The following is a 22,517-nucleotide window of genomic DNA, read 5'->3' as shown; positions in this document are numbered from 1 at the left end:
CGCTGCCCGCCCCGGAACCCCGGCGCGGGCAGCGGGCGTTCGAAGCCCTAGCGCCGGGTCAGCCGCAGGCGGACCGGGCCGTGTGTCTCCAGGGTGATGCCCTGCCCGAGCGGGACCTCCTGGTCGATCGCCTCGACCTCGAACTCCCGCAGCAGCACGCCCAGCGCCAGCACCGACTCCAGCATCGAGAAGTGCTGCCCGATGCAGGCCCGCGGGCCGCCGCCGAACGGGAACCAGGCGTAGCGGTGGCGCTGCGCCTCCCGCTCGGGGGTGAACCGCTCCGGGTCGAAGCGCTCGGGGTCCTCCCAGTGCGCGGGGTGACGCTGCGTCACGTACGGGGAGACCAGGACGTCCGCGCCGGCCGGGATCTCCACGCCGCCGATCACGGTGGCCTTGACGGCGCGGCGGCCGATCGACGGGGCGGCCGGGAAGAGCCGCATCGCCTCCTTGAGCACCTGGGTCAGGTAGGGGAGCTTCGGGTAGTCCTCGGCGGTGGGACGGCGGCCGCCGCCCAGGACCCGGTCGGCCTCCTCGCGGGCCAGCCGCTGCTGTTCGGGGTGCTTGCCGAGCAGGTGCAGGGCGAAGGTCAGCGAGGTGGCGGTGGTCTCGTGGCCGGCCAGCAGGAAGATCAGCACCTGCTCGCGCAGTTCGGTGGCGTCCAGCCGGGTGCCGTCCTCGTCCCGGGCCTCGGTCAGCAGGCTGAGCAGGTCCTCGCCGCCCTCGGCGGCGCCGTCGGCGGCGCGGCGCGCGATGATCTCGTCGCAGACCGCGTACAGCCGGCGTTCGGCCTCCAGCGCCTCGCGGTGGCCGGGGAGCGGCCACTCGCGGGGCAGCCGGACCGGGGACATGCCGCGGCCCCGGACGAAGGAGCCGAGCACCGGGAAGCTGGTGTGCACGGTCTCCACGGCCTGCTCGACGTCCTGGCCGAACAGGATCCGGGCCACCGTGCGCAGCGCGAAGCGGGACATCTCGTCGGCGGCCTCCACCTGCCCGTCCGGGAGCTTGGCCCAGCGCTCGACCAGCGAATCGGCCTCGACCGCGATCGCCTCGGCGTAGTTGTCGACCCGGCGGCGGGTGAACAGCGGCTGCACCAGGCGGCGCTGGCGCAGGTAGTCCTCGTCCTGGGAGGTGAGCAGGCCGTTGCCGAAGCTCTGCCGGATCTCGCCGTAGAAGACGTTGTCCTTGCGGAAGTTGGCCGAGTCGGCGGCCAGCACCTGCTGGGCGCCCTCGGGCGAGAAGACCATGTAGACCTCGACGCGCAGGCCGGGCGGGCCGGCCCACAGCCGCACCACGTCGCCGTGGTCGCGCCGGGCCGCGAGGTAGGTGGCCAGCGCGTCGCGCTTCAGGTCGAGCAGCGAGCCGATCAGCGGCAGTCCGGGCGGGCCGGGCACTCGGGTGGCAGTCGTCATGGAACCCCCTCCTCCAGCGGTCGAACCCCCGTGCGCGAAGGGTTCGCTGACTACTCGTCAGTATCACCTGGGCGGCGGCTCGTGGCGAGGGTAGCCTCGGTGGCCGGAACGGACGCTTGAGCTATTGCACATGCGGCCCTTAAGTTCCGCTTAAGCTCGCTTGTGCGATGAGACAGCAGTCCTGGGCCCCGCAGCTGCGGCACTATGATCACACCGTCTCCACCGGATTCGACTCAGCCTCCGCCTCCGTCTCGACCAGGGGAAACCGCCCATGCGCAGCGCCAGAAGCCTCCTCGCCGCCTCCGCCGTCCTCGTCCTCGCGGCCGGCCTGACCGCCTGCAGCAGCAGCGGCGGCACCGGCACCTCCGCGGCGGGCTCGTCCGCCCCGTCCGCTCCCAAGGTGACCGGCACGGTGACGGTGTTCGCGGCGGCCTCGCTGAAGGAGTCCTTCACCGAGCTGGGCAAGCGCTTCGAGGCGGCCTACCCGGGCACCAAGGTGACCTTCAACTTCGGCGGCAGCTCGGCCCTCGCGCAGAGCATCGTCTCCGGCGCGCCAGCCGACGTCTTCGCCGCGGCCAGCCCGGCCACCATGAAGACCGTCACCGACGCCAAGCTCGCCGGCGGCGACCCGAAGGTGTTCGTCCGCAACACCCTGGAGATCGCCGTCCCCAAGGGCAACCCCAAGCACATCACCGGGCTGAAGGACCTGGCCGGCGTCAAGACCGCGCTGTGCGCCAAGGAGGTGCCGTGCGGCGCCGCCGCACAGACCGCGCTCAAGGCGGCCGGCGTCAACCTCACCCCGGTCACCCTGGAGCAGGACGTCAAGGGCGCCCTCACCAAGGTCGAACTCGGCGAGGTGGACGCCTCGCTGGTCTACCAGACCGACGTGAAGGCGGACGCCGCGAAGATCGACGGCGTCGACTTCCCGGAGGCCGCGCAGGCGGTCAACGACTACCCGATCGCCACGCTCGCCAAGGCCCCCAACGCGGACGGCGCCGCCGCCTTCCTCGGCTACGTCAACTCCGCGGACGCCCGCAACGTGCTCACCCAGGCCGGTTTCCAGGCGCCGTGAGCACCGCCCGTACCACCACCGCACCACACCCCCGGGGCCGGCGGCGGCCCCGGGGGACCTCCCGCACCCCCGTCGCGCTGCTGCTGCCCGCGCTCGCGGGGCTCGCCTTCCTGGTGCTGCCGCTGCTCGGACTGCTGGTCCGGGCCCCGTGGAGCGCCCTGCCGGAGCTGCTCACCAGCGCCGAGGTGTGGCAGGCGCTGAAGCTCTCGCTGCTCTCCGCCACCGCCGCCACCGGCGTCTCGCTGCTGCTCGGCGTGCCGCTGGCCTGGCTGCTGGCCCGCACCGAGTTCCCCGGCCGCCGGCTGGTGCGGGCGCTGGTCACCCTGCCGCTGGTGCTGCCGCCGGTGGTCGGCGGCGTCGCCCTGCTGCTGGTGCTCGGCCGCAACGGCATCGTCGGACGCTGGCTGGACTCGGCGTTCGGCCTGACCCTGCCGTTCACCACCGCGGGCGTGGTGCTCGCCGAGGCGTTCGTCGCCATGCCGTTCCTGGTGATCAGCGTCGAGGGCGCGCTGCGCGCCGCCGACCCGCGCTACGAGGAGGCCGCCGCCACCCTCGGCGCCTCCCGGCTGACCGCCTTCCGCCGGGTCACCCTGCCGCTGGTCGCCCCCGGCATCGGTGCGGGCGCGGTGCTCGCCTGGGCGCGCGCGCTCGGCGAGTTCGGCGCCACCATCACCTTCGCGGGCAACTTCCCGGGCCGGACCCAGACCATGCCGCTCGCGGTCTACCTCGCCATGGAGTCCGACCCCGAGGCCGCGATCGCCCTCAGCCTGGTGCTGCTCACCGTCTCCATCGCCGTCCTCGCCGGGCTGCGCGACCGCTGGATGTCCACACCGTGACCACCCCCTCCCTGGACGCCCGACTGCGGGTCACCCGCGGCCCGTTCACCCTCGACGTCGGACTCGCCGCGCACCCGGGCGAGGTGCTCGCCCTGCTCGGCCCGAACGGCGCCGGCAAGTCCACCGCGCTGCGCGCCCTCGCCGGGCTGCTCCCGCTCACCGACGGCCATCTCCGGCTCGACGGCGCCCCGTTGGACTCGCCGTCCACCGGCCTGTTCGTGCCCGCCGAGCGGCGGCCGATCGGCGTGGTCTTCCAGGACTACCTGCTCTTCCCGCACCTGTCGGCGCTCGACAACGTGGCGTTCGGCCTGCGCTGCCAGGGACTTCGCCGCGCCGCCGCGCGCACCGAGGCGCTCCCCTGGCTGGAAAAGATGGGCCTCGCCGAGCACGCCGGCACCCGCCCCGGCCGGCTCTCCGGCGGCCAGGCCCAGCGCGTCGCGCTCGCCCGCGCCCTGGCCGTCCGGCCCCGACTGCTGCTGCTGGACGAGCCGCTGGCCGCGCTGGACGCCCGCACCCGCCTCGAGGTCCGCGCCGAACTGCGCCGCCACCTAGCCGAGTTCGAGGCCGTCGCGGTGCTGGTCACGCACGACCCGCTGGACGCCATGGTGCTCGCCGACCGCCTCGTCGTGATCGAGGACGGCCACGTCGTACAGACCGGGCGCCCCGCCGAGGTGGCCCGTCGGCCGCGCACCGACTACATCGCCCGGCTGGTCGGCCTGAACCTCTACCAGGGCACCGCCGACGGCCGCCAGGTCACCCTCCCCGACGGCCAGGTGCTGGCCACCGACGACGAGTTGCACGGCCCCGCGTTCGTCGCCTTCCCGCCCGCCGCGGTCACCCTGCACCGCCACCGGCCCGAGACCAGCGCCCGCAACCTCTTCTTCACCACCGTCGCCGGCCTCGACCAGCACGGCGACCGCATCCGCGTCGACCTCGCCGGCCCCCTCCCCCTCGCCGCCGACCTCACCCCCACCGCCGCCGCCGACCTCGACCTCACCCCCGGAGCCCGGGTCTGGGCCGCCGTCAAGGCCACCCAGACCCACGCCTACCCGGCCTGAACCGGCGTCGGACGCCCTGGCCGCCGACGCCCCCATGGCCTGGTGGCCTGGCGGCGCTAGCATCGGCCCCGCACCAGTCGTCCCCGTACCACCGGAGTCCCGTATGAGCGCACCACGGATCGGCGTCGTGATCGTCACCATGGGCAACCGCCCCCGCGAACTCGCCGCGCTGCTGGACTCGGTGGACCGGCAGGACGTCCCGGCCGCGCGGGTCGTGCTGGTCGGCAGCGCCACCCCGCTGACCGACGTCGACCACCCCGCGCAGAAGCTCCCGCTCGCCGACAACCCGGGCTGCCCGGGCGCGCGCAACGTCGGGCTGCAGGCGCTGCTGGACGCGGGAGACGTCGACGTGGTCGTGGAGTTGGACGACGACGGGCTGCTGATCGCCGCCGACGTCTTCCGCCGCGTGGCCGAACGCTACGCGGCCGACGCCGAGTTGGGCATCCTGGCGTTCCGGATCGCGGACGAGCACGGCGAGACCCAGCGCCGCCACGTACCCCGTCTGCGGGCGGGCGATCCGATGCGGGCCGGGCAGGTGACGTCCTTCCTCGGCGGCGGGCACGCGTTCTCCGTCCCGATGCTCCGTCAGACCGGCCTGTGGGCGGGCGAGTTCCGCTTCGGCCACGAGGAGACCGACCTGGCCTGGCGCGCCGTGGACGCCGGCTGGACCATCCACTACGACCCGGCCCTGGTCCTCCAGCACCCCAAGACCTCGCCCGCCCGCCACGCGGTCTACCACCGCTACACCGCCCGCAACCGCGTCTGGCTCGCCAAGCGCCGCCTGCCCGCGCCGCTCATCCCGCTCTACCTCACCACCTGGCTCGTGCTCACCCTCCTGCGCACCCGCTCCCTCCCCGGCCTGACCGCCTGGTTCGGCGGGTTCGCCGAGGGCCTGCGCACCCCCTGCCCGCCCCGCCGCCCCATGCGCTGGCGCACCGCCTGGCACCTCACCCGCCTCGGCCGCCCACCCGTGATCTGACCGGCCCTGCGCCCGTCCGCTGACGGCCGTCCGGGGGCGGCGAATAACCGGTTGGCGCGTACCGGGGGTTCGGCTACGGTGACGGTCGCGGGCGGCTCCGCGGCGTGCTTCCTTCTCTTCCCCCCTGCCAACCAGCAGCGCGCCCCCTCTCCGTCGCATTCTCCTGTTCGTCCTCCGTGGGGGGATCCTTCCGCATGCCCCGAGCCATCACGGCTCCCTTCGACGTGTCCGTCGACCTCGATCTCGGTTCCTTCCTGTTGCGCCGCCGCTCCGCCGTCGCGGTCGATCCCGGCGCACTGCGCCCGACCGCCGACCCGCGCAATGCCCGCGGCCTGCAGGCTCTGGACGCCGACCTGGCCGAACGCGGCTACCTGCTCGGCTCCGAACTCCGCACCGCACTGGCCCGGTTGACCCCGCTGGCGCTGGCCGACCTGGGCACCCGGCCTGACCGCCCCCGGTGCCCGGGCCGTCAGGCCTGGCGCAGTGCGGCCGTGCCCGCGACGATGATCGCGAGACCGCGTTCGAAGCGGCGGTCGTAGTCGGTGAACAGGGCCGCGCTCGCGGCGGCGGCCAGCGGGTGGGCCGGGCCGATGCGTTCGGCGCGGGCGGCCGGGTCGTAGCCGGGGGCCTGTTCGCCGGGCATCGGGTGGACGGCCTGTTCCTCCCCGTTCCCCCGCGACCTCCCCGCCGCCGTCCCGGTCGTCCGCACCCCCGCCTACGGCCCCGGCCTCTTCCTGGTCCGCCCGGACGGCTACCTCGGCCTGGCCACCGAGAACCCGGCCGACCTGGCCGACTACGCCCGCGCGGTGGGCCTGTCGGCCTGAGCGCCGCGGATGCCGGCAGCGGGCGGACGACCTGCTGCCGGCACCCGCACCCGCTCGCGTACAGTGACCGCATGCACGTGGGCGTCCTGCCACCTCCCGCCGTCTGAGCGGGCGGCCGGCCACTTCCTGAGCCAACCCGGGCCGATGCCCCGGGCCGGTCGGTGCTGCCCGCACTCGGGACCACCGACCATGACGGCCCTTCTCGGGAGTACGCCCGTGTCCACGCTGCACTCTGCCCTGCCCGTCCGGCGGGGCCTGCTCTACGTCGCCCTCGCCGCCACCGCCTGGGGCACCGCCGGGGCGGTCGCCGCCCTGCTGTTCCGGCACAGCGGCCTCGGCCCGCTCGCCCTGACCTTCTGGCGTTCGCTCGGCGGCGCCGCCGTCCTGCTGGCGCTACGCCCGTTCACCGCACCGCGCCGCCGCAACGGCGCCGGCCGGACCGCCCGAGCCACCCAAGCCGCCCGGAACGGCAGGGTCGCCCAGAACGGCCGGCTCGGGCGGATCCTGCTCAACGGCCTCGGCCTGACGCTCTTCCAGGCCGCCTACTTCCTGGCCGTCCGGCACACCGGGCTGGCCGTCGCCACCGTGGTCACGCTCGGCGCGGCACCGGTGCTGGTGGCGCTCGGCGGCCGGCTCCTGATGGGCGAACGGCTCGGCCGCGCCGGGGCGTTGGCGGTGACGGGCGCGCTGCTCGGCCTGGGCGTCCTGGTGCTCGGCGGCGCCGGCGACACCGGCGTGCAACTGCCCGGCCTGGCCTGGGCGCTGGCCTCCGCGGCCGGCTACGCGGCGATCACCCTGGCCACCCGCCACCACGCCCGGACCGGCGTCGCCGACGACCCGGCCGACACCACCCTGTGGTCGTTCGCGATCTGCGCGGTCTGCCTGCTGCCGTTCGGCCTCGCCGAGGGCCTGCTCCCCGCGGCCGGCGCCGACCTGCCCGGCACCGCGCTGCTGCTCGGCTACCTGGCGACCGTGCCGACCGCTCTCGCCTACGCGCTCTACTTCGCCGGCGCGGCCGCGATCCGGGCCGCCACCGCCTCGGTGATCGCCCTGATCGAACCGCTCAGCGCCACCGCCATCGCCGGCGCCTTCCTCGGCGAGCCGCTCACGCCCGCCACCCTGACCGGCACCGCCGTCCTGCTGCTCTCGGTCACGGCCCTGGCCCGCGCCGAGCTGCGCAGCACCGGACAGCGCACCGGGCCGCGGGCCGCCTGACCCTGCGTCAAGGCCGACCGACTCGGCGTCAGGCGGTGCGGAACGCCGGGTGGTCGGCGACGACGGTGCAGCTGCCGGGGGCGATCTCGGTGAAGCCGGCGTCGCGGACCACCGGCAGCGAGCCGTCGGTGAGGGCGGGCCAGGCGTCGGCGGGAGCGGTCCTGACGGCCAGTCGGAAATCGTTGTCCGCCCACTCCTTGCGCTGCGCGTCGTCCAGCCGCCACCAGGCGAGCTGGGCGGCGTGGCCGGTCTGCGCCATGGTCTTGCCCGCGCTCATCTCCAGCTCGGGGTTGAGCCACAGCACCGGGACGCCCTCGGGGGCCGGGCCGGGGTCCGCGGGGTCGTCCAGGTCGGTGCCGGAGACCTGAAGCTTGGCGAGCTCCTTGGGCCAGCCGTCCAGCGGGATCGGCGGGAAGACCCGCACCTCGGCGCTCTCGCCGGTGACGGTGATGCCGGGCAGTTCGCCGGCCTTGCGCCACTCGCCGCCACGGGCCCGCCGCACCACCTTGCGGATCCGGGCGTCCTCCCAGGCGGCGATCCGCTCGGCCCACTCGCCGCCGTCCACCGCCCGCTCGTCGGCGAGCAGGGTGAGCACGGCCCGCGCCGAGGTCTCCAGCGCGTCGGTCCGGCCGGGCGGGTCGACCCGCTCCAGCCGGACCACCAACGGCAGCACGAACTGCGGCCGGGCGTCCCGGTCCTCGGCATGCCCGCCGACCGCGGGAAGGGGAACGCCCTCCGCGGGAACGGGAACGCCCTCCGCGGGAACGCCCCCCGCGCCAACAGCAGCCGCGGGTGCATCCGGGCCGGGCGCACCCCCGGCCGGCACGGCGGCGGACGCGGCGGACGGACGGTCGGCGGGGAGGTCGAACGGTGAGCTCACCCCACCAGCATGCCAGTTCAGCGCCGGTAGCCCCGGCCCGGGTCGCGTTCCTCGGCGTCCTCGTACCCGAGGAACCAGCCCTCGGGGTGGGTGGCGCCCAGCAACCGGTCGATGCGCTGGGCGGCGTCCAGGTCGGAGCCGTCGTCCTCCGGGCCGTAGACGCCGAAGAGTTCGTCGGTGCAGCCGTCCCAGTCGTAGTCGTACAGGTCGGCGGGCAGGTCGCCCATCATGTCGGCGACCGACTCCGGCTGGGCGCCGAGCAGGGCGCGGGCGTCGGCCAGCGCGAGGCGCAGCGCCAGGTCCTCGGCGAGGCTGCGCGGCAGCGGCCACTCGCCGAGCGCAAGATCGTCGGCGAGGTCGTCGAAGGCACGGGCGAAGGCCCGGCGCCAGCCGCGGTGCTGGTTCCAGGTGCGCTGCGGGAGCCGGGCGAAGACCGTCCAGTCGGTCTCGTCGGCGACGGTGACCGGGTCCTCGCCGTGCTCGTCGAGGTCCTCGTACGCGGCGTCGGCGAGGCCGATCAGCTGGGTGTGCACCAGGCAGGCGGTGCGCGGGGTGAGGGTCCAGTCGCCGGTGTCGCCGTCGTCCCCGTCGAGCGGGAAGAGTTCGGCGAAGTCGGGCCCGAACTCGTCGGTGACGCTGATCTCCAGCGTCCCGCCGAGTGCCTCGATGCCGGGGATCGCGGCGACCAGGCGGTCGGGGTGCAGCAGTGCCCCGAGGGCCGCGTTCGGGTCCTCGGAGACCTCACGCAGCAGCTCCGCGCGCTGGCCCGCCGGATCGATCCCGGCGAAGTCCAACTCCTCGACCGCCGCCCGCGCGGCAGCCCGCAACGCCGGCCAGTCGGTGATCCGGATACCCAGCACCACCGTGGCCTCGATCTCCTGCGCGCCGGATTCCTCCGCCGCGCCAGGCCCCTGTGGATGATCGCTTCGCTCGCCCATGCGACAAGGTTGACAAACCCGGGCACCGGTGTCCATCAGCTCTCCGGAACCGATCGATCGGACACCCGTCCGACCGGCCCGAGCTGGGCCGACGCGAGGTGCCGGGGCGACCGGTCCGGGCCGCGCCCGGCGTGGCTGCTTGGGCCGGGGGCGGGGGATGCCGGAGGGTGGGGCCCATGGGAAATCTGGACGACTTCGGCGGCGGGCAGGACCCGGCCGGCGGTGTGCTGGTGGTCACCACCAATGACGTGCCGGGCCACCGCGTGGAGCGGGTCATCGGCGAGGTCTTCGGCCTGACGGTGCGTTCGCGCCACCTCGGCTCGCAGATCGGCGCGGGCCTGAAGTCGCTGGTGGGCGGCGAGTTGCGCGGCCTCACGAAGACGCTCGTGGAGACCCGCAACCAGGCGATGGAGCGGCTGGTCGAGCAGACCAAGGCCCGTGGCGGCAACGCGGTGCTGATGATGCGCTTCGACGTCACCGAGGCCGCGGACGTGGGCACCGAGGTCTGCGCGTACGGCACCGCCGCGGTGATCGCGCCGATCGGCTGACCGCGAGGGCCCGGCCGGGGTGCCGGTGCGGTTCGACGCCGCCTTGGTGACCGACCTGGGCACCGACGCGGGCACCAGCGGAACGGTCCGATGATGTGAAGGTCATGAGATGACTTTGTGACGGTCATTTAGTCGGACGGTACGTAATACCGGTTGACACTGCTCAGGGGTGCATTAGAGCCTCGCTGCGGACCATCCCGCGCGACGCCTGGAGCCTCTCGTGAGCACCGCCCTGACCGCCCCCGTCCGCCCGCGCACCCCCCGGGTCGCGTACGCGACCTGCCAGGGCGTCGAGGACGTGGAGATGCTGCCGGTGCTGGCCGCGTTCGCCCGGCTGGGGGTGGTCGCCGACGCGGTGGTCTGGGACGACCGGAGCGCCGAGTGGACCGGCTACGACCTGGTGCTGGTGCGCAGCGTCTGGGACTACATCCTGCGCCGGGACGCCTTCCTGTCCTGGGCCCGGCGGACGGCGGCGCTCACCCGGCTGGCCAACCCGGTGCCGGTGCTGGAGCGCAACACCGACAAGACCTACCTGCGCGAGCTGGCCGCCGCCGGGGTGCCGATCGTGCCGACCGCCTGGGTCGCCCCCGGCGAGGAGCCGGCCGGGTTCGACTGGCCGGAGCTGGTGGTGAAGCCGACGGTCTCCTCGGGCGCCCGCGACACGCTGCGCACCACCGACCACGGCGCCGCGCTGGCCCACATCGCCGGCCTCACCGCCGCGGGCCGCACCGCGATGGTGCAGCCGTACCTGTCGATGGTGGAGGACGAGGGCGAGACCTCGCTGCTGTTCCTGGGCGGGGAGTTCAGCCACGCGGTGCGCCGCGGGCCGATGCTCGGCGGCGGTTTCGCGGACGTCGCGCGCGAGCCCGAGGCCGACCAGCTGGCGCTCGCCGAGCAGGTGCTGGCGACGGTTCCGGAGCGCCGCGAGCTGCTCTACGCCCGCCTCGACCTGGTCCGCACCGAGGACGGTGCACCCGCGCTGATCGAACTGGAGCTGACCGAGCCGCGACTCTTCCTCGCCCTCCACCCCAAGGGCCCGGACCGGCTCGCCGCCGCCGCGACCCGCCTGCTGCCGGGGAACACCCGGCCGCGGCCCGATGTTTCACCCTCGTGACTGTTTACGGTGCAACCATCGCCCGGCAGCAGGACCTCGCCCCGCGGCAGGACCTCGCCCCGCGGCAGGACCTCGCCCCGCAGCGGAACCCCGCCCCGCGGCGGAACCCCGCCCCGCGGCGGGACCTCACCGGGACGGCGCCCGACGCGCCCGCCGAGGTCGACGCCCTGGTGATCGGCGCGGGCCAGGCGGGCCTGTCCGCCGCCTACCACCTGCGCCGGCGCGGCTTCGCCCCGTACACCGGCTTCGTCGTGCTGGACGCGGACGACGCCCCCGGCGGGGCCTGGGCGCACCGCTCCCCCTCGCTGACCATGGCCACCGTGCACGGCTTCCACGACCTTCCGGACTTCGAGCTGCCCGCCACCGACCCGGCCACCCCGGCGCGGGTCGCCGTCCCCGGCTACTTCGCCGCGTACGAGGCCAGGCACGCCCTGCCGGTGGTGCGGCCGGTCAAGGTCCTGGCGGTGCGCGACCAGCCGGACGGCCGGCTGCTGGTGGAGACCGACGCGGGCCGCTGGCTGACCCGCGCGCTGCTGAACGCCACGGGCACCTGGACCCGCCCGTTCCTGCCCCGCTACCCCGGCCGCTTCGCGGGCCGCCAGCTGCACTACGCGGACTACCGCGGACCGGCGGAGTTCGCCGGCCGGCGGGTGCTGGTGGTCGGCGGCGGGGCCTCCGCGATCCAGGTGCTGTCCGAGGTCGGCGCGGTCGCCGAGACGGTCTGGGTCACCCGTACCCCGCCGGTCTTCCATGAGGGCCCGTTCACGCCCGAGTACGGCCGCGAGGTGGTCGCCAAGGTCGAGGAGCGGGTCCGCGAGGGCCTGCCGGTGCGCAGCGTGGTCTCGGTGACCGGGCTCGGCCCGTCGGTCGCCTACCGCCGCGCCGAGCAGCTCGGCGTGCTGCACCGCCGACCGATGTTCGACCGGCTGACCGAGCACGGGGTGGCGTGGGGCGACGAGGAGGTGCCCGTCGACGCGATCATCTGGGCGACCGGCTTCCGCGCCGAGCTCACCCACCTCGCCCCGCTGGGCCTCCGCGCCCCCGGCGGCGGCATCCGGCTCACCGGCACCCACGTCACCGGGGACCCCCGCATCCACCTGCTCGGCTACGGCCCGTCCGCCTCCACCGTCGGCGCCAACCGCGCCGGCCGCACCGCGGTCAACGAGGTCGTCCGCCTGCTCCGCGCCGGAGACGCCGAACACGCCGACTCGCCCCAGCCGGTGGCCCGCTGAGGCCCTGCGAACGGGTCAGTCCTCGGGGCTCTCGTCGCTGACGGGCACCTCGCGGCCGTCCCGGTAGGTGACCGTGCCGAACCAGGACACCACCCACACGGTGAGCCGGCCCGGCTCGTGCACGGTCTCGAACGGGTAGTCGGCCCACTCGCCGTAGGAGGTCACCATGACCTGCTCGCCGGGCTGCAGCCGGTACGCGCGGGCCATCGGTTCGACGAACAGTTCCAGCGGCTCGCCGCCCTCGTTGATCACCATCATCGGGACGGGGTTGCCCAGTGCTTCGATGCCCGCGCGCCCGAAGTCGCCGGCTCTCGGCATGTTCGCGCGCAGCGGGGCCATGAACTGGTCGATCGTCAGTCCCTCGACCGGGGCGGGGACGTCCTCGGGGTCACTTGACATGACGGAGATTCTGCTCGGCGGCCCGAGCGGCCGCGACGGCACCCCCCGGAACCGGTCCGGCGGGCGCCGCCGCGGTCAGCGGTCGTAGTCGACGGTCACCCGGTCGGACACCGGCCGGGCCTGGCATGTGAGGACGTACCCGGCGGCGAGTTCGGCGGCCTCCAGGGCGAAGTTGCGGCGCATCTCGACCTTTCCGTCGCAGACCAGCGCCCGGCAGGTGCCGCAGACGCCGCCCTTGCAGGCGAACGGCAGGTCCGGACGGGCGCGTTGGGCGCCGTCGAGGATCGAGCGGTCGCGCGGAAGGGCGAGGGTGCTGGCCCGACCGTCCAGAACCAGGGTGACCTCGCTGGCGTCGGTGTCGGCCGCCGGCTCCTCCGGCCGCTCCTCGACGATCTCGTCCTCGGCGTGGAACAGCTCCTGGTGCACCCGCTCGGCGGGGACGCCCACTCCGGCGAGCAGTTCCTTGGTGCCGGCCACCATCCCGAACGGGCCGCACAGCCACCAGTGGTCCACCGCCGGGACGTCGACCAGCGCCTCCAGCAGCGCCTTGACCCGGTCGGGGTCGAGGCGGCCGCTGAGCAGTTCGGCGTCGCGGCTCTCCCGGGAGAGCACGTGGACGAGTTGGAACCGCTCCAGGTAGCGGTCCTTCAGGTCGGCCAGCTCGTCGGCGAACATCACGGTGTCGCTGCGCCGGTTGCCGTACAGCAGGGTGACCCGCGAGTCGGGGTGGCCGGCCAGCACCGAGCCGGCGATGGACAGCATCGGGGTGATGCCGGAGCCGGCGGCGATCAGCACGTGCTCGCCGGGCTCGCCCGGGTCGGCGGTGAACGCGCCTGCGGGCGGCAGGACTTCGACCTGCTCGCCGACCGCGGTCTGCCGCACCAGCCAGTGCGAGAACAGCCCGCCGGGGACCTCGCGGACGGCGATCCGCAGCGGCCCGCCGACCGGGGAGCACAGCGAGTAGGAGCGGCGCTCGTCGACGCCGTCGACGATCCGGCGCAGCGTGAGGGTCTGGCCGGGGCGGAAGGCGAACTCCTCGGCCAGCTCCTGGGGGACGTCGAAGGTCACCGCGACGGCGTCCTCGCAGAGCCGTTCCAGGGCGCCGATCGGCAGTTGGTGGAACACCGGGCGGCGGGCGGCCATCAGATCTCCTTGATCCGGTCGAAGGGTTCGCGGCAACTGCGGCACCGCCACAGGGACTTGCACGCGGTGGAGCCGAACCGGGAGAGCTCCTCGGTGTCGGTGGAGCCGCACTGCGGGCACGACACGGCCAGCCGGGTCGGGCCGAGTGCCAGCAGGCCGCCGGGAGTCGGCGATCCGCCGCGGGTGGGCGGGGCGATCCCGGCCTCGGCCAGCTTGCGGCGGCCCTCCGCACTGATCCGGTCGCTGGACCACGGCGGGTCCAGGCGCAGCCGCACCCGCGCCGTCGGGAACCCGGCGGTGTGCAGCCGGGCCGCGACGTCGGCGGCCATCTCCGCGATGGCGGGGCAGCCGGAGTACGTGGGGGTGAGCCAGGCGGTGAGTTCGCCGTCCCGTTCCTCGACCTCGGCCAGCACGCCGAGGTCCGCGAGGGTGAGCATGGGCAGTTCGGGGTCGGGCACGGCGGCGGCGACCTCCCAGGCCCGGGTGATGGTGGTCACCACGTCGCCCCCGGGTGGGCCCGGGCCACCACCTGCAGTTCGGCGAGCATCGGCCCGAGCGCCTCGGTGTGCACCCCGTGCCGCCCGCCCCGGCCGTTGACGAACGCCCGCGGCAGCGTCTGCGGCACGCTCAACGTGGCCTCGCCCAGCACCGCGGCCAGCCGCTCCAGCACCGGCGCGCGCAGCGCCGACGGGTCGACGCCGAGCCGCAGTTCGACCTCGTGCGGGGTGAACAGCTCGTCCAGCCACGGCCACAGCGCGTCCAGCGCGGCCTGCATCCGCTCCCGCGAGTACGCGGTGCCGTCGCCGAGCCGCAGCACCCACGACTCGGCGTACTCGCGGTGGTACGCCAACTCCTTGACGCCGAGCGCCGCGACGGCCGCCAGCACCGGGTCGGCGAACGACGCCAGCCGCCGGTACAGCTCCTCCCGCGCGGTGGCGAACAGCAGCAACCGGGCCACGCACTGCGCGAAGTCGCCGTTCTCCAGCTCCACCAGCCGCACGTTGCGGTAGGCGGACTCCTCGCGCCAGTACGCCAGTTGGTCCTCGTCGCGGCCGCTGCCGTCGGCCTGCCCGGCCCGGGTGAGGAGCCGGCGGGCCTGCCCCAGCAGGTCGAGGCCGAGGTTGGCCAGCGCCACCTCCTCCTCCAACTCCGGTGCCCGGGTGACCCATTGGATCAGCCGCTGGGCCAGCACCAGCGCGTCGTCGCCGAGCATCAGGCAGTACGCCGCGAGGTCGGCCCCGTCGACTCCGGCCGGCAGCTCGGCGTCCACGCCCAGCAACGGGTCGGCGAAGCCGGTGCCGTACGCCCAGCGGGCCTCGCCGTCCGGCTCCGGCCCGGCCTCGGCGAGCGAGAGGTACACGTGGTCGTCGGTCATGTCGCGTTCCCTGCGGGTCGGTTGACGGTCGGTCAGATGTGCGGGACGTCCTCGGGAATCTCGTAGAACGTCGGGTGGCGGTACACCTTGTCGCCGCTCGGCGCGAAGAACGGGTCCTGCTCGTCCGGGGTGGACGCGGTGATCGCGTCCGACCGCACCACCCACAGGCTGACGCCCTCGTTGCGCCGGGTGTACAGGTCACGCGCGGCCAGCAGCGCCATCCGGTCGTCGGCGGCGTGCAGCGAGCCCACGTGCACGTGGTTCAGCCCGCGCCTCGGCCGCACGAACACCTCGTACAGCGGCCAACCCGCCCGGTCCGCTCCGCTCATCGCGCGCTCTCCTTCCGCCCGTGCTTCTCCGCGTACGCCAGCGCCGCCTCGCGCACCCACGCACCGTCCTCGTGGGCGGCGCGCCGCCGCTCCACCCGCTGCGCGTTGCACGGGCCCTGGCCCTTGATCACCTGCTGCAGCTCCGACCAGTCCGGCTCGCCGAAGTCCCAGCTGCCGCGCTCCTCGTTCCACGCCAGCGCCGGATCGGGCAGCGTCACGCCCAGGTGCTCGGCCTGCGGAACCGTCATGTCGACGAAGCGCTGACGCAGCTCGTCGTTGCTGTGCCGCTTGATCCGCCACGCCATCGACCGCTCGCTGTTCGGCGACGCACCGTCCGGCGGGCCGAACATCATCAGCGACGGCCACCACCAGCGGTCCACCGCGTCCTGCACCATCGCGCGCTGCGCGTCCGTCCCCGCCATCAGCGTCATCAGCAGCTCGTAGCCCTGCCGCTGGTGGAAGGACTCCTCCTTGCAGATCCGCACCATCGCCCGCGCGTACGGCCCGTAGCTGCACCGGCACAGCGGCACCTGGTTGCAGATCGCCGCGCCGTCCACCAGCCAGCCGATCACGCCCACGTCGGCGAAGCTCAACGTCGGGTAGTTGAAGATCGACGAGTACTTCTGCCGCCCGTCGACCAGCTTCTCGGTCAGCTCCGCGCGGTCCACCCCGAGGGTCTCCGCCGCCGCGTACAGGTACAACCCGTGCCCGGCCTCGTCCTGCGCCTTCGCCAACAGGATCGCCTTGCGCCGCAACGACGGCGCCCGGGTCAACCAGTTGCCCTCCGGCTGCATGCCGATGATCTCGGAGTGCGCGTGCTGCGCGATCTGCCGCACCAACGTCGCCCGGTACGCCTCCGGCATCCAGTCCCGGGGCTCCACCCGCTGCTCCGCGGCCACCACAGCCTCGAACCGCGACTCCAACTGCGCGAGCTGCTCCACGCGACCCACCTCCCGACTGACCGTTCGGTCGGTTCCATTCTGTACGCGACAGCTACTCTCTGGCAAGGCACCATCCAGGGGCCCGGGGAATGGCGGGGGTTCGTGGCGCCAGGGGTCACAGGGCGCTGCGAGGTCTGGGCGCATGGAGGTCTCCAAGACCGCCAGCCGACTCCAGACCACCAGCCACTCGCCTCGCAGTTCCGCCCCCAGCCCCAAGGGGGGCCGGGAGGTACTCCCAGAGCCCCTGGTCCGTTCCTCCCGAGCCCCTTGCCTAGCGCTCGCGCAGTCGCGGCAACGGCACCGCCAACAACGCCGCCAGCAGCGCGATCCGGGGACCGAGCTGGTCGACGCGGAGGTGTTCGTGGCGCGCGTGCGGCCCGCCGCCCACCGCGCCGAGGCCGTCCAGGGTCGGCAGACCCCTCGCGCCGGCCAGGTTGGTGTCCCCCGCACCGCCCGCGGGTGCGCCGTCGAGGTGCTGGCCGAGCGCCGCGGCGAGGGAGCGGACGTGGCGGAGCAGCGGGTTGCCGGTGCGTTCGGGCCAGGCGGGGCGGCTGGAGAGGACCTCGGTGCTGACGTCGGCGCCGGGGCGGGTCGCGGTGAGGTGGGCGAGGGTGTCGAGGGTGCGCCGTTGCGCCTCGGCGGTGGAGAAGCGCAGGCCGAGTTCGGCTTCGGCCCGGCCGGCCACCACGTTGGCGCGGGTGCCGCCGCTGATCCGCCCGGCGTTGAGCTCGGTGCCGGGCTGGGTGAGGCCGCGTACGGCGACCAGCTGGTCGACGAGTTCGTCGACGGCGGAGACGCCCTCCGCGGCGTCGTTCCCGGCGTGCGCCTCGCGTCCGGTGACGGTGAGCCGGACCCGGCTGGAGCCGCGGCGGGCGGTCTTGAGGCGGCCGTCGGGATGGCCGGGTTCCAGGCCGAGGACGGCGGCGGCGCCGCGCAGGTGGCGTTCGACCAGGCGGCGGCCGTCGGGACTGCCGACCTCCTCGTCGGAGACCACGACCATCCGGACCGGGCGGTGCGGACGCTGCCCGAGGTCGGCGAGGAGTGCGAACGCCCCTTCCAGCAGGGCGAGTCCGCCCTTCATGTCGAGGACGCCGGGACCGCTGAGCCGGCCGTCGTTGACTTCGACGGGCCAGTCGGCGAGGGTGCCGACCGGCCAGACGGTGTCGTGGTGGCCGACCACCAGCAGGTGCGGGAGGTCCTCCCGCTCGCCGGGCCAGCTGAGCACCAGATGGTCCCCGTGGGGTCCGGCCTCGCGGACGGCCTCGGCACCGGTGGCGGCGTAGCCGGCGGTGAGTTCCTCGGCGAGCGCGTCGAGCCGGGGGGCGTCCCCGGACGGCGACTCGATCCGGGCGAGGTCGGCGCAGCGGCGGCGGACGGCGCCGGCCAGGGTGCGGGCGCGGCTGGTGAGTGCCTGCGGAAGGCCGGGCAGGGCGGCGGTGGCCGCCGGTTCGGGTCCGGTCGCGGTCGCGGTGGCGGTGGCGGCACGGGTGTCCACCGCCGGTGCGGTGGTGGCGAGTTCGGGTCCGGTCGGTCGAGGTGAGGGGTCGGCCGGCGCGGCGGGCGCAGTGTCGGTATGCGGTCCTGGGGCCGCGGTATGCGGGCTCACCTCGCACCTCCGGCGGGGCGGCGGACGTGATGGGGTATCCGCGGACGGGCGGACCCGGCGGGGGTTGTGCGCGGCGTCGGGCTCGGCCTCGGCGACCGGTGCGACCTCGGGCTGGGCAACACTGCGTCCTCCTCGCTCGGTCCGCGACCCCGGCTCGGCCCGGGGTTCGGGGACGTCGGTCTCCGTTCCCCGGTGCGGCCGGGCACCGGGCAGGGGGACCGGAAGCGAGCCTAGAAGATTCGTTCGTCTCCCTGCGAGGTGGCCCGGCACTCCGCCCGCCGTGTCGGACCGGGGGCGCACGCCCGGCGGACGGAGTCCTTCGGGGCGCGCACGATGCCCGGGGCCTGGCGCGGCGAGCGGGACGCGATCTTCCGAGCGCGTCCGATTCCCACCTTGGACCCACGGGGGCGGATCGGCAGCACGAACCGCCCACGGACGAGCGAACCCCGTCCGATGGGTGACACCGGATCAGCCTTTGGTACCAGTCCGGAAATCCGTTCGACGGATGCACCGGTCCGTCGCCAGAATCGGCCGCACCGTCCACCCCGTGCCCCTGGCATCCGAACGCCCCGGAGTCCCGCCGTGTCCGCCCTCGCCCTCGTGCCCCCGCCGCCCGCCGCGCTGGACAGCCTGCGCGGCCTGGCCCTCGGCGATGCCTTCGGCGACCGCTGGTTCCACCCGCCCGTCGACGAGGCCTCCGCCGAGTACGCGTCCCGGATCACCCGTCCCGGCCCCTGGCACTGGACGGACGACACCGCGATGGCGCTGGTCCTCCACCGGCACCTCGCGCGCCGGGGCGAGGTGCACCCGGCGGAGCTGGCGCGGGAGTTCGCGGCCGAGTACACGGCGGTGCCGCACCGCAAGTACGGCCCGTCGATGCACCAGGTGCTGCGCGCGGTCCACGACGGCGCGGACCACGTCGCGGTGACCTCCGCCCTGTTCGGCGGTCAGGGGTCGCACGGCAACGGCGCGGCGATGCGGGTCGGCCCGCTCGGCGCCTGGTTCGCCGACGACCTGTCGGTCGTCGCCGAGCAGGCCGCCCGCTCCGCGACGGCCACCCACGCCCACCCCGAGGCCACGGCGGGCGCGCTCGCGGTGGCGCTGGCCGCGGCCCTCGCGGTCCGCTCCCGCGGTTCGGCCGCGCCGTCCCGCGAGGACTTCCTGTCCGAGGTGGCCGGTCTCCTGCCGGAGAGCGAGGTCCGCTCCGGCCTGCGGATCGCCGCGCGGCTGCCGGGAGGCACCAGCGTCCGGCACGCCGCGGTCGTCCTCGGCTCCGGCTTCCAGGTCTCCGCGCAGGACACCGTGCCCTTCGCGCTGTGGTCCGCCGCGAGCTCCCCGGACGACCTCTCCGAGGCGCTCTGGCTCACCCTCGGCGGCTGGGGCGACATGGACACCACCTGCGCCATCGCCGCCGCCGTCGTCGCCGCCCGCACGGGCCTGACCGGCGTCCCGGACGCGTGGCTCGCGGCGCAGGAGCCGGTCCGACTCTGAGTCATCGGGCGGGGCCCCGGGGTGCCCCGGGGCCCTCGAGGACCGTCAGTCGCGTGACCTGCCGAAGACGATCCGGTAGGCGATCAGCAGCACCAGCGCGCCGGCGATCGCGGCGATCCACGTGGGGAGGTCGAAGAAGTGCACGTTGATCGACCGGTGCAGGAACTTCGTGGAGAGCCAGCCGCCGAGGAAGGAGCCGGCGATGCCGATCAGGGTGGTGACGATGATGCCGCCCGGGTCCTTGCCGGGCAGCAGGAGCTTGGCGATGGCTCCGGCGAGGAGCCCCAGGATGATCCAACTGACAATGCCCATACCGTTGCCCATGTCGTTCTCCTGCCCTGAGTCGTCGCGGTCAATCACGTCGTGCCGATGCCCCTGGTGACGCGACCGTACGACCGGCCGGTTCCGGCCATCTCGAACGCATTCCCGCCGCCGCACCGCTGACGACGGCTCAGGGCGGCTCAGGGCGGCTCCACCCGGCGGCTCACCAGCCAGGCGTGCTTGCCGAGTTGCCGGACCCGCTCGAAGCCCTGCTGCTCGAAGAGCTCGACCGTCGCGGTGTACAGGAAGCGTCCCGGGGCCTCCCGTCCGGCGGTGGCCTCGGAGATCGCCTCGACCGATCCGCCGCCGGCCCGGGCGATCAGGTCCAGCGCGCCCTCCAGCGCGGCGCGCGCCACGCCCCGGCCCCGGTGGCGGCGGTCGACGAAGACGCAGCCGATCCGCCAGTCCGGCTCGGCGGGCGCGTCCTGCTCGTACGCCCGGCGGTGTTTGATCCGGGAGACCTCGGCGGGGTCGCCGTACTGGCACCAGCCCTGGGCGGTGCCGTCCTCGTCGAGGACGAGCGCGGCGTGGGCGCGGCCGGCGCGGACCCGCAGCCGTGTGGCGGCGAGCGTGGCCGGGCGGGTGATCGGGTGTCAAGGGTCCGATCACGGCGAGAGATCGAACGCGGCGCGGATCGCGGGCCAGCGCTGCGGGTCGCCGACGGCGGTCTCCAGCACCTGGTAGGCGGTCCGTTCGCAGAGCTCGACGAGCCCGTCGCGGGTGAGGTCGGCGCCGGCCAGCCAGCCGAGCACGGCCTCCTCCATGAAGGCGAGCCAGCCCGCCACCGCGAGGGCGATCCGGGGCGAGGCCTGGGCGCCGGCACCGGTGACCGCGTCGGTGATCCACTGCGCGAGAGTGGTGCGGGCGGCGCGGTGCAGGGTGGCCATCCGGCCCGCGCCGCCGCGGGCGCCGTGCCGGACCACGGCCTGGTAGAGCGTCGGATGGCGCGCCACGAAGTCGATGAACCGCTCGATCCCGGACCGGAGTTGGCCGGCCGCGCTGAGCGCCGGGTCGGGCGCGATCTGCTCCAGCAGCTCCTGCGCGACGAGCTCGACCACCGCGTCGCGGAAGCCGCGCTGCGAGCCGAAATAGTGGAACAGCAGTCCGGGCGAGACGCCGGCCTGCTGGGCTGCGGTCTCCACGGAGACCTCGTCGAGTCCCCGGACGCGCATCAACTCCCGGGCGGTGCCGAGGATCTGCTGCCGGCGCTGGTCCGCGGAGAGCCGCCGCGCCGGAACCTGGGAGGGGGCCATCCGCGCATCGTATTGACTTCCCCGGACGCCTCGCTACTTTTGAGTACTACCGCCGAGCGCCTCGCCGCCGACCTCCCCCGCCACAGCGAGCTGCTGCTGCACCGGCTCCGCGAGGGCGCGTCTCCCGCGAGCCTCGCCGCCGCCCTCACCGCCCGGGCCGCCCTCACCGCCCGGGCCGCCCTCACCGCCCGGGCCGACCTCGACGGCTACACGCTCGCCGCACCCGCCCTGCTGACGCCGGTCGCTCCCCGCCACCCGACCCCGCCCAGCCCCAACTCCCCTCTTCCGCCCGGCCTCTGGGCGCTGACCCGTACCTCGCCTTCCGCGACACCACCGCCGCCTTCGCCGAACTCCTCACCGTCACCTCCCACTCGGCGTGCTGGCTCGACGACGACCTCCCGCACAGCGGCGCCCGCCCGGGCGTCTCCCGCAGCTGACGCGGTCAGCCAACGCCCGGCAGCTCCAAGGGAGTTCGGCCGCTCTCGGCCCAGGTCGCGATGATCGGCCCGGCGGGCGCTCCGCAGGCGCGCGCCAGCAGTACGTGCAGCAGGAGCCGGGCGGCCGTGACGAACAGCAGCGGGGAGGACTCCCGGTCGTAGCCCGCCCGGTCGATCACCAGCCGGCCCGCCGGGAGCGCCCCGCCGTCGAGGTGGGGTCGCAGGCCGGTCACCGGCGTTTCGCCCAGCCAGTCGGGCAGGCCCGGCTGCAGCGCACCGGGCAACAGCCCCGGCAGCGGCGCGAACCGCTCCGGTTCCCCGAGCCCGACCTGCCAGGCCAGCCGGTCGCCCTCCCCCGGCACGAACTCGCCGCCCAGCAGGGCGACGGCCCGCTGACCGCCGTGGTTGCGGTGCAGCTCCAGGACCGCGCGGGCCTTGACCCCCGTGCTGACCGGCCGGGCGGGGACCAGCCCGCCGACCCGGCGCTCGCCCGGGATGCCGAACTCCGGTCGGTCGTCGTCGCATGCCGCCTCGGCGCCGCGCATCCGTACCGCAAACACCTGCAGGTGCCTCACTCTCGCGCCGGACCACGGGCCACGGCACGCGGTCCGATCAATCTGATCAACCAGCCGGACAGTACCCGGCCACGGCGGCCCTCCTTCCCCACCAGGCGGCAACTGCCGTCCGTGCAGGTCCGGTCGAGGCGGCCCCGGGAGAGGGTCTCGATCAGGCCGAGCGTCCAGCACATCGGGCAGCCGCGCAGGGCGAACAGTCCGAGGGGCAGCAGGAGCAGGCTGAGCGGGCCGACCGCGGGGAGCAGGAGGACGGCGGCGGCGAGCGAGCCGAAGCCGACGGCGCCGCGCAGCAGGTGGCGGGGCAGGGTGGAGCCGGCGAAGCCGCGCGAGGTGGTCATCGGCGGTCACCTGCGGCCGGCTCGACGGTGAGGGTGTGCTGGACGGCGAGTCTGGCGCGGTGCAGGCGGGACTTCATCGCGGCCGTGCTGAGCCCGAGGGCGGTCGCGACCTCGCGGCCGCTCCAGCCCCGCAGGTCGCGCAGGACCAGCACGCGCCGCTGGTCGGGCGGCAGCGCCGCGACGGCGGCGGCCGCCCAGGTGGCC

General features: G+C 74.8%; 27 protein-coding genes. 10 read left to right on the top strand and 17 right to left on the bottom strand.

Annotation, left to right across the window (positions count from 1 at the left end):
• Positions 1-47 precede the first annotated feature (47 nt).
• Positions 48-1,409, bottom strand: a complete 1,362-nt coding sequence (locus tag AB0K51_RS24220) for a cytochrome P450 (RefSeq protein ID WP_363458917.1) — start codon at positions 1,407-1,409, stop codon at positions 48-50.
• A gap of 271 nt (positions 1,410-1,680) precedes the next feature.
• Between AB0K51_RS24220 and modA the strand changes: the two genes are divergently transcribed.
• The 5 genes from modA (at position 1,681) to AB0K51_RS24195 (ending at position 5,893) form a co-directional block, all read left to right on the top strand.
• Positions 1,681-2,481, top strand: a complete 801-nt coding sequence (gene modA, locus AB0K51_RS24215; protein WP_363458915.1) for a molybdate ABC transporter substrate-binding protein — start codon at positions 1,681-1,683, stop codon at positions 2,479-2,481.
• Positions 2,478-3,317: an ABC transporter permease gene (locus AB0K51_RS24210; protein WP_363458913.1), complete on the top strand. Its 840-nt coding sequence runs from the start codon at positions 2,478-2,480 to the stop codon at positions 3,315-3,317. Before modA ends, AB0K51_RS24210 begins: the two co-directional genes overlap by 4 nt.
• Entirely contained in the window at positions 3,314-4,375 is a 1,062-nt protein-coding gene (locus AB0K51_RS24205; protein WP_363458911.1) for an ABC transporter ATP-binding protein, read from the top strand. Before AB0K51_RS24210 ends, AB0K51_RS24205 begins: the two co-directional genes overlap by 4 nt.
• A gap of 103 nt (positions 4,376-4,478) precedes the next feature.
• A complete protein-coding gene (locus AB0K51_RS24200; protein WP_363458909.1) occupies positions 4,479-5,354 on the top strand; it encodes a glycosyltransferase family 2 protein in 876 nt (291 codons plus the stop codon).
• Positions 5,355-5,548: 194 nt separating this feature from the next.
• On the top strand, positions 5,549-5,893 hold the full coding sequence (locus tag AB0K51_RS24195; protein ID WP_363458907.1) for a hypothetical protein: 345 nt from the start codon (positions 5,549-5,551) through the stop codon (positions 5,891-5,893).
• Here AB0K51_RS24195 and AB0K51_RS24190 read toward each other — a convergent pair.
• A complete protein-coding gene (locus AB0K51_RS24190) occupies positions 5,824-5,997 on the bottom strand; it encodes a TetR/AcrR family transcriptional regulator C-terminal domain-containing protein (RefSeq protein WP_363458906.1) in 174 nt (57 codons plus the stop codon). The two genes, AB0K51_RS24195 and AB0K51_RS24190, sit on opposite strands and share 70 nt — an antisense overlap.
• A 397-nt stretch (positions 5,998-6,394) precedes the next feature.
• Here AB0K51_RS24190 and AB0K51_RS24185 point away from each other — a divergent pair, with 397 nt between their 5' ends.
• Entirely contained in the window at positions 6,395-7,393 is a 999-nt protein-coding gene (locus tag AB0K51_RS24185) for an EamA family transporter (RefSeq protein ID WP_363458904.1), read from the top strand.
• Between the two features lie 28 nt (positions 7,394-7,421).
• Here the strand turns inward: AB0K51_RS24185 and AB0K51_RS24180 are convergent, their stop codons facing one another.
• Positions 7,422-8,066 (bottom strand): peptidyl-tRNA hydrolase, encoded by a 645-nt coding sequence (locus AB0K51_RS24180; RefSeq protein ID WP_363458974.1) that lies wholly within the window; start codon positions 8,064-8,066, stop codon positions 7,422-7,424.
• Positions 8,067-8,290: 224 nt separating this feature from the next.
• The gene (locus tag AB0K51_RS24175) at positions 8,291-9,211 is read right to left on the bottom strand and encodes a hypothetical protein (RefSeq protein WP_363458902.1); all 921 of its coding nucleotides are present in this window, start codon (positions 9,209-9,211) and stop codon (positions 8,291-8,293) included.
• A gap of 176 nt (positions 9,212-9,387) precedes the next feature.
• Here AB0K51_RS24175 and AB0K51_RS24170 point away from each other — a divergent pair, with 176 nt between their 5' ends.
• The 3 genes from AB0K51_RS24170 (at position 9,388) to AB0K51_RS24160 (ending at position 12,105) form a co-directional block, all read left to right on the top strand.
• On the top strand, positions 9,388-9,759 hold the full coding sequence (locus AB0K51_RS24170) for a YbjQ family protein (RefSeq protein WP_363458900.1): 372 nt from the start codon (positions 9,388-9,390) through the stop codon (positions 9,757-9,759).
• A gap of 220 nt (positions 9,760-9,979) precedes the next feature.
• The gene (locus AB0K51_RS24165; protein ID WP_363458898.1) at positions 9,980-10,873 is read left to right on the top strand and encodes a hypothetical protein; all 894 of its coding nucleotides are present in this window, start codon (positions 9,980-9,982) and stop codon (positions 10,871-10,873) included.
• Positions 10,874-11,040: 167 nt separating this feature from the next.
• Complete coding sequence (locus AB0K51_RS24160) at positions 11,041-12,105, top strand: NAD(P)-binding domain-containing protein (protein ID WP_363458973.1); 1,065 nt, start codon at positions 11,041-11,043, stop codon at positions 12,103-12,105.
• Between the two features lie 15 nt (positions 12,106-12,120).
• On the opposite strand, the gene AB0K51_RS24155 is transcribed toward AB0K51_RS24160, so the two are convergent.
• The 7 genes from AB0K51_RS24155 to AB0K51_RS24125 all read right to left on the bottom strand — a co-directional run bounded on the left by AB0K51_RS24155 (position 12,121) and on the right by AB0K51_RS24125 (position 17,787).
• Positions 12,121-12,504, bottom strand: a complete 384-nt coding sequence (locus tag AB0K51_RS24155; protein ID WP_363458896.1) for a hypothetical protein — start codon at positions 12,502-12,504, stop codon at positions 12,121-12,123.
• Between the two features lie 75 nt (positions 12,505-12,579).
• Positions 12,580-13,647: a 1,2-phenylacetyl-CoA epoxidase subunit PaaE gene (gene paaE / locus AB0K51_RS24150; RefSeq protein WP_363458894.1), complete on the bottom strand. Its 1,068-nt coding sequence runs from the start codon at positions 13,645-13,647 to the stop codon at positions 12,580-12,582.
• The gene (gene paaD, locus AB0K51_RS24145; protein ID WP_363458892.1) at positions 13,647-14,147 is read right to left on the bottom strand and encodes a 1,2-phenylacetyl-CoA epoxidase subunit PaaD; all 501 of its coding nucleotides are present in this window, start codon (positions 14,145-14,147) and stop codon (positions 13,647-13,649) included. Before paaD ends, paaE begins: the two co-directional genes overlap by 1 nt.
• Positions 14,141-15,022, bottom strand: a complete 882-nt coding sequence (gene paaC, locus AB0K51_RS24140; protein ID WP_363458891.1) for a 1,2-phenylacetyl-CoA epoxidase subunit PaaC — start codon at positions 15,020-15,022, stop codon at positions 14,141-14,143. The genes paaD and paaC overlap by 7 nt, the downstream gene beginning before the upstream one ends.
• 32 nt (positions 15,023-15,054) lie before the next feature.
• Entirely contained in the window at positions 15,055-15,351 is a 297-nt protein-coding gene (gene paaB, locus AB0K51_RS24135) for a 1,2-phenylacetyl-CoA epoxidase subunit PaaB (protein ID WP_363458889.1), read from the bottom strand.
• Complete coding sequence (gene paaA, locus AB0K51_RS24130; protein ID WP_363458887.1) at positions 15,348-16,292, bottom strand: 1,2-phenylacetyl-CoA epoxidase subunit PaaA; 945 nt, start codon at positions 16,290-16,292, stop codon at positions 15,348-15,350. The genes paaB and paaA overlap by 4 nt, the downstream gene beginning before the upstream one ends.
• A 271-nt stretch (positions 16,293-16,563) precedes the next feature.
• A complete protein-coding gene (locus tag AB0K51_RS24125; protein WP_363458885.1) occupies positions 16,564-17,787 on the bottom strand; it encodes a M20 family metallopeptidase in 1,224 nt (407 codons plus the stop codon).
• Positions 17,788-18,480: 693 nt separating this feature from the next.
• Between AB0K51_RS24125 and AB0K51_RS24120 the strand changes: the two genes are divergently transcribed.
• On the top strand, positions 18,481-19,389 hold the full coding sequence (locus AB0K51_RS24120) for an ADP-ribosylglycohydrolase family protein (protein ID WP_363458884.1): 909 nt from the start codon (positions 18,481-18,483) through the stop codon (positions 19,387-19,389).
• 45 nt (positions 19,390-19,434) lie between these two features.
• Here AB0K51_RS24120 and AB0K51_RS24115 read toward each other — a convergent pair whose 3' ends face one another.
• From AB0K51_RS24115 to AB0K51_RS24090, 6 genes are all read right to left on the bottom strand, one after another.
• Positions 19,435-19,701 carry a GlsB/YeaQ/YmgE family stress response membrane protein gene (locus AB0K51_RS24115; RefSeq protein WP_363458972.1) on the bottom strand — a complete coding sequence of 89 codons (267 nt, stop codon included), beginning with the start codon at positions 19,699-19,701 and terminating at the stop codon, positions 19,435-19,437.
• Between the two features lie 149 nt (positions 19,702-19,850).
• Positions 19,851-20,264 (bottom strand): GNAT family N-acetyltransferase, encoded by a 414-nt coding sequence (locus AB0K51_RS24110; RefSeq protein WP_363458970.1) that lies wholly within the window; start codon positions 20,262-20,264, stop codon positions 19,851-19,853.
• 51 nt (positions 20,265-20,315) lie between these two features.
• On the bottom strand, positions 20,316-20,963 hold the full coding sequence (locus tag AB0K51_RS24105) for a TetR/AcrR family transcriptional regulator (RefSeq protein WP_363458882.1): 648 nt from the start codon (positions 20,961-20,963) through the stop codon (positions 20,316-20,318).
• A 442-nt stretch (positions 20,964-21,405) separates the two neighbouring features.
• The gene (locus AB0K51_RS24100) at positions 21,406-21,945 is read right to left on the bottom strand and encodes a hypothetical protein (protein ID WP_363458880.1); all 540 of its coding nucleotides are present in this window, start codon (positions 21,943-21,945) and stop codon (positions 21,406-21,408) included.
• Positions 21,946-21,971: 26 nt separating this feature from the next.
• Positions 21,972-22,313, bottom strand: a complete 342-nt coding sequence (locus AB0K51_RS24095; RefSeq protein WP_363458879.1) for a hypothetical protein — start codon at positions 22,311-22,313, stop codon at positions 21,972-21,974.
• On the bottom strand, positions 22,310-22,517 hold a 208-nt coding region (locus AB0K51_RS24090; protein ID WP_363458877.1), incomplete at its 5' end, for a sigma factor-like helix-turn-helix DNA-binding protein. The genes AB0K51_RS24090 and AB0K51_RS24095, both read right to left, overlap by 4 nt.

The organism is Kitasatospora sp. NPDC049285 (assembly GCF_040678815.1).
Lineage (GTDB): Bacteria > Actinomycetota > Actinomycetes > Streptomycetales > Streptomycetaceae > Kitasatospora.
The sequence above is the reverse complement of the archived record's forward strand: the minus strand, read 5'-3'. Positions and strand labels throughout refer to the sequence as shown.